At 66.8% G+C, this 12,181-nt stretch carries 14 protein-coding genes and 1 pseudogene; 3 read left to right on the top strand and 12 right to left on the bottom strand.

Going from position 1 to position 12,181, the window contains the following annotated elements; genetic code table 11:
* Window positions 1-19 precede the first annotated feature (19 nt).
* Window positions 20-907, top strand: a complete 888-nt coding sequence (locus H5411_RS48100) for an AfsR/SARP family transcriptional regulator (RefSeq protein WP_312878705.1) — start codon at window positions 20-22, stop codon at window positions 905-907.
* 266 nt (window positions 908-1,173) lie between these two features.
* On the opposite strand, the gene H5411_RS39215 is transcribed toward H5411_RS48100, so the two are convergent.
* The 4 genes from H5411_RS39215 to H5411_RS39200 form a co-directional block, all read right to left on the bottom strand.
* Entirely contained in the window at window positions 1,174-1,431 is a 258-nt protein-coding gene (locus H5411_RS39215; RefSeq protein ID WP_183126704.1) for a hypothetical protein, read from the bottom strand.
* Between the two features lie 99 nt (window positions 1,432-1,530).
* Window positions 1,531-2,418, bottom strand: a complete 888-nt coding sequence (locus tag H5411_RS39210; RefSeq protein ID WP_312878704.1) for an SDR family NAD(P)-dependent oxidoreductase — start codon at window positions 2,416-2,418, stop codon at window positions 1,531-1,533.
* 76 nt (window positions 2,419-2,494) lie between these two features.
* Entirely contained in the window at window positions 2,495-2,893 is a 399-nt protein-coding gene (locus tag H5411_RS39205) for a cupin domain-containing protein (RefSeq protein WP_183126702.1), read from the bottom strand.
* Between the two features lie 26 nt (window positions 2,894-2,919).
* The gene (locus H5411_RS39200; RefSeq protein WP_246370061.1) at window positions 2,920-3,648 is read right to left on the bottom strand and encodes an SDR family NAD(P)-dependent oxidoreductase; all 729 of its coding nucleotides are present in this window, start codon (window positions 3,646-3,648) and stop codon (window positions 2,920-2,922) included.
* 72 nt (window positions 3,649-3,720) lie between these two features.
* Between H5411_RS39200 and H5411_RS39195 the strand changes: the two genes are divergently transcribed.
* A complete protein-coding gene (locus tag H5411_RS39195) occupies window positions 3,721-4,287 on the top strand; it encodes a cysteine hydrolase family protein (protein ID WP_183126700.1) in 567 nt (188 codons plus the stop codon).
* A 75-nt stretch (window positions 4,288-4,362) separates the two neighbouring features.
* A complete protein-coding gene (locus H5411_RS39190; RefSeq protein ID WP_183126699.1) occupies window positions 4,363-5,574 on the top strand; it encodes a CaiB/BaiF CoA transferase family protein in 1,212 nt (403 codons plus the stop codon).
* A gap of 552 nt (window positions 5,575-6,126) precedes the next feature.
* On the opposite strand, the gene H5411_RS39185 is transcribed toward H5411_RS39190, so the two are convergent.
* The 8 genes and pseudogenes from H5411_RS39185 to H5411_RS47185 all read right to left on the bottom strand — a co-directional run.
* Entirely contained in the window at window positions 6,127-7,281 is a 1,155-nt protein-coding gene (locus H5411_RS39185; RefSeq protein WP_183126698.1) for an amidohydrolase family protein, read from the bottom strand.
* Complete coding sequence (locus H5411_RS39180) at window positions 7,278-7,640, bottom strand: Rieske (2Fe-2S) protein (protein WP_183126697.1); 363 nt, start codon at window positions 7,638-7,640, stop codon at window positions 7,278-7,280. Before H5411_RS39180 ends, H5411_RS39185 begins: the two co-directional genes overlap by 4 nt.
* Window positions 7,637-8,776, bottom strand: a complete 1,140-nt coding sequence (locus H5411_RS39175) for an amidohydrolase family protein (protein ID WP_183126696.1) — start codon at window positions 8,774-8,776, stop codon at window positions 7,637-7,639. The genes H5411_RS39180 and H5411_RS39175 overlap by 4 nt, the downstream gene beginning before the upstream one ends.
* On the bottom strand, window positions 8,776-9,246 hold the full coding sequence (locus H5411_RS39170; RefSeq protein WP_183126695.1) for a nuclear transport factor 2 family protein: 471 nt from the start codon (window positions 9,244-9,246) through the stop codon (window positions 8,776-8,778). Before H5411_RS39170 ends, H5411_RS39175 begins: the two co-directional genes overlap by 1 nt.
* Window positions 9,246-9,662, bottom strand: coding sequence for a nuclear transport factor 2 family protein (locus tag H5411_RS39165; RefSeq protein WP_183126694.1), 417 nt, complete (start codon window positions 9,660-9,662; stop codon window positions 9,246-9,248). Before H5411_RS39165 ends, H5411_RS39170 begins: the two co-directional genes overlap by 1 nt.
* On the bottom strand, window positions 9,659-10,735 hold the full coding sequence (locus H5411_RS39160) for an amidohydrolase family protein (protein ID WP_183126693.1): 1,077 nt from the start codon (window positions 10,733-10,735) through the stop codon (window positions 9,659-9,661). Before H5411_RS39160 ends, H5411_RS39165 begins: the two co-directional genes overlap by 4 nt.
* Before the next feature lie 170 nt (window positions 10,736-10,905).
* Complete coding sequence (locus H5411_RS39155) at window positions 10,906-11,997, bottom strand: LLM class flavin-dependent oxidoreductase (RefSeq protein ID WP_183126722.1); 1,092 nt, start codon at window positions 11,995-11,997, stop codon at window positions 10,906-10,908.
* Window positions 11,984-12,181 (bottom strand): annotated as a pseudogene (locus H5411_RS47185) (hypothetical protein); the annotation flags it as partial. The gene H5411_RS39155 and the pseudogene H5411_RS47185, both read right to left, overlap by 14 nt.

The following is a 12,181-nucleotide window of genomic DNA, read 5'->3' as shown; positions in this document are numbered from 1 at the left end:
GCCGCGGATCTCGCGCTTGATGCCGCACAGCGGCAGGGGTCGAACCATATGCTGCTGCAGGCGCTCGCCGACTTCCCCGAAGTCGCCGCCCGGCGACGAGACGCCGAGGCCGATGCCGACTCCCCGTGGCACCGGGTCGGCCGCGCGTTCGCCGTCCAGGTCGGCTCGGATGCGTCAGCTCGGCCGACGGTCCTGCACGACTTCGGCAAGCCGGGACTCACGGTCGACGGGCAGCCGGTCCGACTCCGCATCGCCAAGAGCTACGAGCTACGAGCTACTGGCATATCTCATCGGTGCCGAGGCTCATCGAGCTCGGCGAGACGAACTGGTGGCCGCCTTGTTTCCCGGACGGGCCGAGGCCACCGCGCGAGCGTATCTGCGGCAAGCCATCCACCAGGCGCGCCATGCGCTGCCCGAAACTGCCGGGCTGGTAGTGACCAGCGACTGGGTCCAGCTGGCCGAACCAGTCGGGATTTCCTCCGATTCGCACCTGTTCGAGTCCCGCCTCGCCGAAGCCGCGAGGCGGCAAGATCGCGAGCGCCTGACCGCGACGGTCGATGCGCTTTCTCTGCTCGACCGCGGCCCCTACCTGGAAGGTGTCGAATCAGACTGGGCGACGAGCCGCCGCGAGCAGCTGGCGGGAGTCGCGGCGGAGGCCCGGTATGAGGCCGCCGAACTGAGTTTTGCACTCGGCGAACTGCTCTCCGCACGTCGGCTCGTCGACGCTGCGCTGCGCTGCGACAGCTTCCGCGAGGCGACTTGGCGTATCCGGATGCGCATCGCCGATGCACTCGGCGACAGCGACGGCGTGTTGCTCGCGTATCGGGACTGCGAGCGGGCGCTGGCCGAACTCGGCACGGCCCCGTCATCGACCACCCGCCGGCTCCTCGAACGCCTGCGCCGATGACCGCGGTGCGTCCATCTAGTGTTCGAACGAGCCGAGTTGACTGCGCTCGGCGTTGCCGGGTTCGTCCAACGGGGCGGCGCACGGCTCTCCTCTAGCCTGCACGCCGACCCCATATCCCCGGGTCAGCTGCGTCGGCGAGGCTCGCTGGACGCGGGGAAGGCAACCGGGATCGGACCACGACACCGTCGACAGGCCCTTGACCGAGCTCAAGGGCATCCGAACGGTCGCGGCCCTTCCCGACCCATCACACTGCCCAGCGGACCGCTCTAATTCCGGTCGATCGGGAGCAAGCGTTCGGCCATGTCGAGCATTCGCTCCAACCGCTCCGCCGCCCGCTCCTCCCGCTCCACAGCGGCGAGGTAGGCCGCCTCGGCCGGCTGAGCAACCGGGGCCGAGGCGGCCTTCACCTTGTCCAATGCGTCCTGGACCTCGACGGTCGCCCGGTTCCAATCCCGGTAGGCGTCCTCGACGAGACATGCCGTGACAGCGGCCAGATGACCGCCGACCTCGCTGGTGATGGTCATGGTTTCCTCCGGTTCGTTCACGTCGTCGTGAGCTCACACGGCGAGCACGAACCATTGGTACCGCGATGCCATTAACGAGGCGTTAGCAGAGCGGGCGGCTCAGTCCACGAAGTGCAACGTGGAGTCGGCCACCGTCCGAGCGGGTTTGTTCTGGACGTCCCACGGGGCGATGACACTGGCTCCGCCGTCGACCATCAGCACCTGCCCGGTGATCCATCGGGACTGGTCGCTGGCCAAGAACGCCGCCGCATGCGCGATATCCCAGGCCGTACCCTCCGTCTGCGTCGCCGTGATCTGGCGACGCTGCCGCCGCACCGCCTCCCGCTCAGCCTCCGGCAGCTCCTTCTTGTCCGCACCCACCGCCGTCCCCAGCTTCGTCAACGCGATCGGCGTCCACATCGCCCCGGGCATGATCGCGTTCGCCCGAATACCTCGGTACCCCTCCCGCACCGCGATATGCCGGGTGAGGGAGTTGACCGCACCCTTGGACGCAGCGAATGTCGCATTGCCATGGCTGGGCACCACCGCATCGGCCGACGAGACATTCACGATCGCCCCGCCCTCAGTCATCAGCGGAATCGCATGCTTCGCGGTCAACATGAAACCGCGGACGTTCACCTCCATGATCGCCGTCCACTCTTCGTCCACGAACTGGGTCACGCTGCGACGGCTGCGGGTGATCCCCAGCGTATTCAACAGCGCGTGCAGCGTGCCGTATGCGTCCTGGACCTCAGCGATCGCTCGTGCGCAGTCGGCGTCCACGCTCACGTCAGCCTGGATCGCGATCGCCTCGCCGCCGGTTTCCGCAATCGATTTGACAGTCCGGTTCGCGGCGTCGACGTCCCGGTCGAGCACGGCGACCCGGCACCCTTCACGCGCGAGAAGCATGCTCGTCGCCGCACCGACGCCGATCCCGTTGCCAGCTTCAGGAGGCGTTCGGCCGCCGCCGGCGACAAGTGCGACTTTCCCTTCGAACCGCCGGGACACCGGACCGGCCACAGCGTTCACACCATGCTCAACAGGCACCGCATAACCTCCAAATGATCAGGAAACTTGACGTGGATCAGGACGGCGTGTGCTCACGCCCGGCCGGGGTGCCATCCGGTGCGTAGAAGTCGGACCGGTGGACTCGGGGCGCGCAGGTGGCAACGAACACCAGCGGCTCATCGTGGTCGTTGGTGGTCTCGTGGACCGTCCCGGGTTTGATCACGACGCAGTCTCCGGGACCCACCTCGCGCACGTCGTCGTCCAAGCGCATTCGACCGGTGCCGCGCACGACAAGGTAGATCTCCTCGGTCATCTTGTGCAGGTGCGCGCTGACCGCTTCGCCGCGGCCGACGGAAATCTCGGCCACCGTCAGCTTCGACTCTTCGGCAGGGTCCGTTGAGGTGTAGATCCGGGCCTGTGCGCCCCCGGGCACGATGACGGGAGACACCTCGTCCCATTGGCGGATGTGGCTCATGCGCTCTCCTTCCTTTCCGATGCCGCTCACTTGGCCAGCAGGCCGCCGTCGACGGGCAGAGCGACCCCGGTGATCCCCGATGCACGCGGGGACACCAGGAAGCCGACGGTGTCTGCCACTTCGCGCACAGATAGCCGCCGACCGAGCGGGATACGCGCGGTTATCGTTGCCTCGGCGTCGCCGAACGCGCGGAGCTCGCCCACCGTGCTCGCCATCGCGTGGTCGAGCGGCCCCGGCACGACCGTGTTGACTCGAACTGAGCGGGCGGCCAGCGCCACCGCGTAGTACCGGGTGAGCGCCTCGATGCCCGCTTTCGACGCGCCGTAGGCCACGCGGTTGGGGCCACGGCCGCGGGCACCGGCCACGCTGCTCATGGTGACAATCGCGCCGCCGTCTGCGATCTGCGATGCCGCGGCTCGGCACACCCGTGCGGTACCGGCGAGGTTGACGTCCAAGGTGGACAGCAGAGCATCCTCGGCCATCGTCTCCAGCGGGGTCGTGAACACGACTGCGTGGCAGACGACCACTGCGGTAAGCGGACCCAACTCGCAGGCGGCCTCGACCGCAGCGTCCACACTGGACGAATCACACACGTCGATCCGGCGGCTCACGACTTGGCCGCTGCAGCTCGGTTCGGCATTGCGGCCGCCGGTGACCACACGAAATCCGTCACTGGTGAGCCGGGCGACCACAGCGGAACCTACGCCGCCGGTCCCGCCGGTGACCAGAGCGACTCCAGGGTTGCCCTCTTCCATCCGCGGCATGCGTTGAAGTTAGAATGCTCATTCGAAATATGCAAGTGGCTCGAAGTGGACAGGAGCAGATCGATGAGCAACGAGCACCGCACCGCACTCCTCATCATGGACATGCAACGCAACGTGGTGGATCGGCTGCCAGCCGCCGCGGGCCTTCCAGGGCGGATCGCCGCCGCGGCCTCCGCCGCACGCCAGGCCGGCCTCACGGTCATCTATGTCGTCGCTGGATTCCTGCCTGGCCACCCCGAAATCGGCGACCGCAGCGGCACCTTTACCGCCGTTCGCGACGCGGGCATCCTCACCCCGGACGACCCCGGCGCCCAGATCCACGACGACCTGCCGGTCGAGCCGGGCGACGTGATCGTGACCAAGAAGCGCTACAGCGCGTTCGCCGGCAGCGAGCTCGGCATCGTCACCAGGGCCCAGGGGATCACCCACCTGGTCCTGACCGGCATGGTCACCAGCGGCGTCGTGTTGTCCACCCTGCGCGAGGCCGCTGATCTCGACTTCAGCCTCACCGTGCTGTCCGACGGCTGCGTGGACTACGACGACGAGGTGCAGCGGGTACTGCTCGAGAAGGTCTTCCCCCGCCAGGCGGCCGTGCTGGGGATCGACGAGTGGATCGCGAAGCTGAGCTGAGGGCGGCCGATCGTATGCGCAGCGAAGTGTTCTAATACCGTACGCACGCTCTAATTTTGGTGTTAGCCTGGGACCATGAACAGCAGGCTCGGATTCCCCCGCGTCGTCGACTTCTCCGTGCATTTCTCCGGCCCGATCGCCAGCAGGCATCTCGCCCAGATGGGCGCCGACGTGCTGAAGGTCGAAGCGCCGCGGCATGGTGACGGCAACCGGTGGGACTCGCCCAGAATCGGCGACGTCTCGGCGTTGCACTTCTATCTCAACGCAGGTGCGCGGTCGCTCGTGTTCGACGGGCGCTCTCCGCATTGGCGGGAACTCGTCGAGGCATGCGCCCGATGGGCCGACGTCGTCATCGTCGGCAACACTCCCGCCCGCGCGGTACGGCTCGGCATCGACCCGGCGACCATGCTCGGCTACGCCCCGGAGCTGGTCTACTGCGCGATCACCGGGTACGGACTGGACGGCCCCTGGCGTGACCTGCCGGCGCACGGGCTCAACACCGACGCCTACGCAGGCACCGTCCCGCTCGTCGACGACAACGGCACGCCGGTGGTGCCGGGCGAGTTCCGCTCGGCCGGCACCACACTGGCCGGAGTTGAGGCCGCACTGGGCATCTTCGCCGGGCTGGCTCGGCAGCGGGCCGGCTTCGGCGGCCAGTTCGTGCACGTGTCGGCGTGGGAGTCGGCATTGGCCTGGCAGTGGCGCGACACCACCATCTATGCCAACACCGGGCAATCGTGGCTTCGCTACCGGGATCTGGGCTCTCGTTACGCGGTCTACCGCTGCGCCGACGAGAAAGCGCTGCTGGTCTGCCCGATCGAGCACCGATTCTGGGAGGCATTCTGCGACGTCCTGGAGTTGCCCGAGGCGACCCGCGCACGTGGCGACTGGAGCCACGGAGTGGATTACGGGAGCGATCACGCTGGGGAGGCAGCCGAGATCCAGGAGCGCATGCGGCTGCGCCCTCGGGACGAGTGGGAGCGGATGCTGAGCGCGGAAGACGTTCCCGTCGCGCCAATCCTCGACTGGCGGGAGGCCATGAACAGCGAGCACGCCCAAGCGAACGGGGCAATGAACACAGTGGACTACCAGGGCACCCCAGTGACGGTCCCGAATGTCCCGGTCTCTGTTACATCCGCGGCAGAGCTCGGTGACTTGAGCCTGCCCGAACTCGCCGAAGCCCACCGCCACAAGGGCGACCACATGCCTACGGCCCCGCGGCTCGGCGAGCACACCGACGAAGCGCTGAAGACACTGGGCATGCCGGAGCACGATACCGTCAGCTAATCCGCCGAGGGCCCGGGTGACCGGGCCCTCGAAGCTTCTTCTTTGAGCAGTTGCGTCCTGGCGGTTGCGACCTCGGCTTCTGTTTGTCGTCCTTCCCCGCGTGCTCGGCCGAAGCTCGGCGTTTTCCGCATAACCATCGGCAGATGGGTTGCGCTCGGCCGAAAGGGCTTTGGCATGCCAGCGGCGAGGTTGATGCGGGCAGATGTTGCCGAACCCCACTGACCCCACAGTTAGCGCCAGCCAAGCTGGTGCGCAGACTCCGCTCCCCCGATGGCGAGCTGACATATTCAGACAGGCAGGGCGAGAAGGAGCTGCCGGTCGCGGCGACATCGTGCGCATGCTCGACTGAGCCCCTCTTTGGGCCTTTCCGCCGAAGGAACGAATCCGATCAAGAGGCTCGGCCGCGCGTCGCCCGGGCCGCACAACCCAGCCTGGCAAAAAAGATCTTAGCGTGCGAGAAGGTGATCGCCTGGGACACAAGGAAATGATGTCGCACATGGAAGCGCACCGGCCGTCGTCAAGAGCGAAGGCCGGTGCGCCCGGAGACCGCGGTTACCTAGCGGACCGCCCCGGCCACCGGAAGAACGACTCGGCGTTGTCCCGGAACACCTTCGAATGCCACGCCTCGGGCAGCTGACCGGAGACCGTCGGGACGTCTTCCCAGTTCCAATCCGGATACCCGCTGCCGAAACACAAGAGATCCTCCGGCGGGCCGAACGCGCCCAGGGCGGCGCTCAACTGCTCGGGCCCGCCAGCTTGGTCGAGCGGCCAGGTGGAGAGCCGCACATGTTCCCACAAGTACTCGCTCGGATGCTTGCGCACCCACGGCACCTCACGGCGCAGGCCACGCCAGTTCGAGTCGAGCCGCCACATCAACGGCGCGAGCCATGCCGCGCCCGAGCCCACGAGCAGCAGCCGCAAGCCCGGGAACCGCTCGAACACGCCGTGCAGCAGGAAACTCACCAGGTGGGTCATCATCGGCGTCGTCGACATGATCGAGTACTCGGTGAATGTCGTCGGATTCCCCGCCGGTGCGGTACTGGTCCGCGCATCCGGCGCGGCGTCACCACCGACGTGCAGCACGATCGGCAGGTCCAAATCCGCAGCCGCCCGGTAGATGGGGTGATAGAGCCGGTGCCCGAAAGATTGACCGATCCCGTTCCCGCCGAGCACCACGCCGACCATCCGCGGGTGCGCACCAGCGCGACGTATCTCAGTGGCCGCATCCTCGGGAATCTGGTTGGGAGCGAGCACGAGTCCGTAGTAGCGATCGTCCTCGCCGGAAAGCCATCGATCGGTACACCAGTCATTGGCGGCACGGCACACTTCGTGCGCGAGGTGATAGTCGGTGATCGTCGGAGCCAGGAGGCCGTCGTCGAAGTTGAGCACGGCCTTCGTCACTGCGCTGGGCTCAAGCAGCTGGCTGCGCAGCAGCTCGGGATCGGACCCTGCTGCCCCGCGAGAGGGCCGAGCGTCGGCGCGCTTGTCACCCGTCGGATGGCGGAAACCAGGGCTGGGAACGATCCTGATCGCACCAGCACCCAGCGGCAAACTGCCTGGCGTCCCGACGAATTCGCGCCAGCCCGGGCTCAGGTACTCGGCTAGTTCGGTCTGGTCGCGCCAGGTGTGGTGCACGCACACGTCGGTCACCGGACCGGTATAGACACCGCTGCGCCGGTCGCCCTCGGCTGCGGTCGCGGCAGTCATCGGCCCATCTCCAGCAGCACCCGGCCGTTCTCCACCACGACCTGGTACGCGCGCACTTTGTACCGTTCATCCCAGAGAGACTTCCCGGTGTCCAGGTGGAATTCCCATCCGTGCCACGGGCACGTGACCACCGGGGCACCGTCGTCCGCCTCGATGACACCGACCGGCTCCCCGTCGCTGATCCCCGTCAGCAGCCGTCCAGCGCACAGCGGCGCCGACTGATGCGGGCAGATGTTGCGAAGCGCGTAGAACCGGTCTTTCCAGCGCGCCACTCCGATTTGCCGAGAGCTGGCCTGGCGTACCTGAAGGACGCCTTCCTCGAACTCCTCGACCGCGCCGAGGTCGATCCGTGCACTCACGAGGTCGCTCCTTCCGCTGCCGCACCCACTGGGACCCGGGTCGTCCGGTCCCATCGGTATGTGGCGAGCGCGTTGTCGTGAAACACCTTGCGGTGCCACGCTTCGGGAATCCTCCGCCCGATGTAGGCCGGATTGTCGGCATCCCAGTGCGGGTAGTCAGTCGCGAAGCACAGCTGGTTCTCCATGCCGCCGTATGCGTCGTACAGCTGCCACAGCTGCTCAGGCTTCGGACTCATCTCCAGCGGCTGTGTGGTCACCTTGATGTGCTCGCGCAGGTACTCGCTCGGGCGCTTGCGCACCCAGGAGCTCTCCCTCCGGAGCACCTCGTAGTGGGCATCGAGCTTCCACGCCAACCACGGCAGCCACGCGGTACCCGCCTCCACGGCCACGAACTTCAGGTTGGGGAAACGCTCGAACACCCCGTTGAGAATCAGGCTGAGCACGTGGTGGATGCCGCCTTCGATGAGCAGCGAATGCTGCTCCAGCCGGGTCGCGCCCTGCCCGCCGGCGACCATCGACAGCACCCCGCCGCTCCACTCCGCACCGGTCGCGTGCATCACGACCGGCAAATCGAGCTCCTGCGCCGCTTCGAAGATCGGCAGATACAGCGGGTGGCCGTACGGCCGGTTCAGGCCGTTGAAGGTCAGCAGCGCGGCGACGACCTTCGGATTCCGCCCCACGCGGCGAATCTCCTCGGCGGCTTCCTCCGGCAGCTGGGTCGGCACCAGCACGCAGCCGTACAGCCGGTCGTCATCGATGCTCAGCCAGGTCTCCAAGTTCCAGTCGTTGACCGCGGAAACCAGCGCCTTCGCATAGTACGGGTCGCCGACTGCCGGGCTGAGCGCATTGTCGAATCCGAGCACACACCGATCGATCCGGTAGTCCTCCAGCAGCTGTTTGCGCAACGTCTCGTAGTCCGAACCGGGTCTGCCACCGTTGGAGGGGAAGGTCTCCAGGCGTTTGTTTATCCCACCGGGATGCTGGATCCCTCGCGCGGCCGGCCCGATCGGCAGCCTGCGGCCGTCGCCGGGGCCAAGGACATAGTCGCGCCAGCGTTTAGGCAGCCTGTCGATGATCTCCGAGTCGGAGTTCCACGTGTGATGGACGTCGAGGTCGATGACGGGTCCGTCGTACATTACGCTCGTCCCCCCACTGGCCGACCGGTGGTGACCTCAGCCGTGCGGGGCTCGACGATGTCGCGGTCACTGCGCAGCGCGCCAGCGATCCGCCGCTCGACGAACCGCCAGCGGCCGTCGTCATCCCGGCGCAGCCGATCGTAGTACCGTCCGGTGCCGCCGACCACGATCATGCCTTCAGCCCGGCGATAACCCACATAGTCGACCTCTGCCGAGCACAATCCGTCCGCCAACCGAGTCACGAGCGGAACGCCGTTGATGTGCTTGCCTGCCCCGCTGCGCCGTTCGACGAGGAACCGCCACAGCCCCTCATGCCCTAGGTATTCCTGGTCGTGCACCACGTAGCGAGCCTCCGGGACGAACAGCGCGACCCACTCCTCGGAGCGACGCTCGTCATGGAAGCGGTGGTAATCGTCGAGAGTGCGCCGGATGCCCTCGAGATCCGCAGGCGCCAGTTCGCTATTGCTCATCACATTACTCCAATGTGGACTCTGCGTGCCGCGATCCACCAGCCACCGTTTTCCACTCGCAGCTCGTCGTGGTAAGTACCGACCGCGCTGACCACGATCCCGGACTCAGTTCTCTTCAGCGCCAGGAAGTTCGCTTTCACCACGCAATGCGAGACCGTGCCGCCCAAGAAGATCGGCGGACCGGTGAAATGCGTGCCCGCGTGGTGGCCACGCCCGGCAAGAAAGCGCCGAAGTCCAGATCGTCCGCTGTAGACTTCCTCGCGCACGGTCAGCGAGCCGTCGACCGTGAACAGGTCCAGCCAGAGGTCGTGCTGGCCGCTGTCGAGATACTCGGTGTACGCGCCGTGGATGCGATGCACTTCGTGGTACGGCAGGAAACTTTCGGCAACCCGGGCCGAATCCGTTGACTCGGTCATAGCGACCAGAACGCACGCGGGTTGGCGCCGCACACCTGATCACGCAGCTCCTGCGGCCACGAGTTAAGCACGCGGTGCGGATTGTCGTTGTCCCAGTGCGGATAGTCCGAGCTGAACAGCAGGAGGTCGGCCCCGAGCATGTCGATCAGCTGCATCAAGTGCCGCGAGTTGGCGGGCTCGTCGAGAGGCTGGGTGGTAAAGCGGATCCGGTCGCGTACGTATTCGCTCGGAGGCTTGCGAACCCACGGGGTGTCCCGACGACAGGCGCGCCAGGTGTCATCCGCCCGCCACAGCAGAGACAGCAACCAAGTGAAACCGAACTCCGAGAAGCAGAACCGGAGGTTCGGGTAGCGTTCCAGGACGCCGCTGAAGGCCAGGCTTGCCACGTTCGACTCAGCGATCTGCGCAGTGATCACTCGACGCTCGGCGTAGGACTCGGGAAAGCCTCCGGCGGGCACCGCCGATCCCTGATGCACATACTCGATCCCAGTGACGTGCGTCCAGATCGGCAGGCCGAGCTCGCTGGCCGCCTCGTAAACGGGATTGAAGTACCGGTTGCCGAACAACACGTTGGTCGGCGGCAGGAACACGCCGACGACCCCCTCGTGACTTCCGGCGCGCCGAATCTCTTTGGCAGCCGCGATCGGGTCCTGCGGGTTCGCGGTGAGCAGATATCGGAAACGGGAGTCGGCCGAGACCCACTCGTCGACGAAATACCGGTTGTAGGCCTCGCAGATCGCCGTCGCCTCGTCCGGCCCGGCGAGCGCGGCGGCGTACGCGGCCGAGTCGATCGCATTCACGACCGCGACATCGACGTCCCAACCTTCCAGCAGTTGCCGGGTGACGAAGGCCCGGTCGGACCCGGCTGGCCCACCAACGGGACTGACCGCATCGGCGCGGATCCCGGCGCCCGTCGGGTGGGTGAACCGCATGGTCTTCGAGCTCACCCCGACCGCGGAGTTCGCCAGCCCGACACCCTTCGCGGCGAAGCGCTCCTGCCAGGCAAGGGGTAGATACTCCCAGACAGTGCGGATGCCCTCCTTCGCCAGCAGGTGCACGTCGGAGTCGATCACCTCGGCCGCCACCTTCTTGGGGCGGTGCGCGATCGTCGCCGCTGTCGCACTCATGGCTGCTCTCCCTTCCACGCCTGCGCCGGCCCGCGTCAGCGCGGTACGTTGCGCTCCTTACCTCGGCAGAATACCGAACAAGTCCTCTATATTCTAGCGCTTGTCCGGTAGTCGCGCTAACCGACCTGCACCTGGTGGCCGTCGGCGATTGCCGGCGGCTGTCGTTCGCTCGTGCCGTCCAACCCCATTGCCTCGGCCACGAGAGCGTAGGAGCGCAGCCGTTCCTCGTAGCCATAGATGATGGTTGCGAGGATGAGCTCGTCGGCGCCGGTCGATGCCGCCAGGTTGGTCAGTCCGGTCGCGACGGTGTCCGGGCCTCCGACGATATGAGTGTCGAGGACCGAGTCGACGTAGTGCGCCTCCCCAAGAGACATCGCGGCTTGCTCGCCAGCACGATCGATTTCCCCTTGAGACAGGAAAGGTTCGTTCACGCCGGACAAGCCCCGGATCATGTTGTGCCGCGCGAGCTTGTTGATTGCGTACGCCTCGTCGTCGGTGGGTGCGCAGACGACCCCGACGGACAGCATCACGTAGGGAGCGTCGAGCACCGCTGACGGTTGGAACGAACTCCGGTATGCCTCGATCGCCGCTGCCGTGTTCGGGGCCGCGAAGTGACCACCGTGCGCGAATGGAAGACCGAGCTGGCCAGCCAGGCGCGCGCTGTAGGTGCCCGACCCGAGCAGGTGGATGAGCGGCACGTTCGCATACCCCGGGACCGCTGTCACCGATCGGTACGGGTGGTCCTCCGGAAACGTTCCGTGGAAGAAGCCCAATAGCTGACCGAACGCTTCGCCGAAGTCGATCCTGGCCGGGTTGAGCGCGTGCGCGGTGACGGCGTCCGCACCGGCCGCCCGGCCGAGGCCAAGGTCGATGCGCCCGGGGTGCAAAGCCTCGAGCATGCCGAACTGTTCGGCGACGGCCAGCGGGGAGTAATTCGACAGCAGCAGCGCTCCGGAGCCGACCCGGATGGCACTGGTCGCTGCTGCGACGTGCGCGAGCAGAACCGCAGGCGACGAGCTGGCCATCCATGCGCGGCTGTGGTGCTCGGCGACCCAATACCGCCGGTAACCCGCCCGCTCGGCGAGGCGCGCCAATTCCGTTGAGTGCGTCAGCGCAGCGGATAACGGCGCTCCGCTCGACACCGGACCGTGGTCCAGCACCGAGAGTGCTGGGGCGTGCGGCCCCGTGGTGGTTTCACCGTTGTCCATGACTTTCCTCTCGCAGGGACGGGAGCGGTGCCGGCCCCAGCCCGAACGCCTCTCCAAGCAGGACGTAGGACTGGAGCCGCGCATCCGCATCGGCTATCAGGTCTTGGATCATGAGCTCGTCGGCACCGACGTCCGCCGCGATGCGATCGAGGGTTTCACGCAGCTGTCCGGGCGTTCCGGACAG

This window comes from Amycolatopsis echigonensis (assembly GCF_014174495.1).
Lineage (GTDB): Bacteria > Actinomycetota > Actinomycetes > Mycobacteriales > Pseudonocardiaceae > Amycolatopsis > Amycolatopsis echigonensis.
Note: the sequence above shows the minus strand (reverse complement) of the source record. Positions and strands in the feature narration are given on the sequence as shown.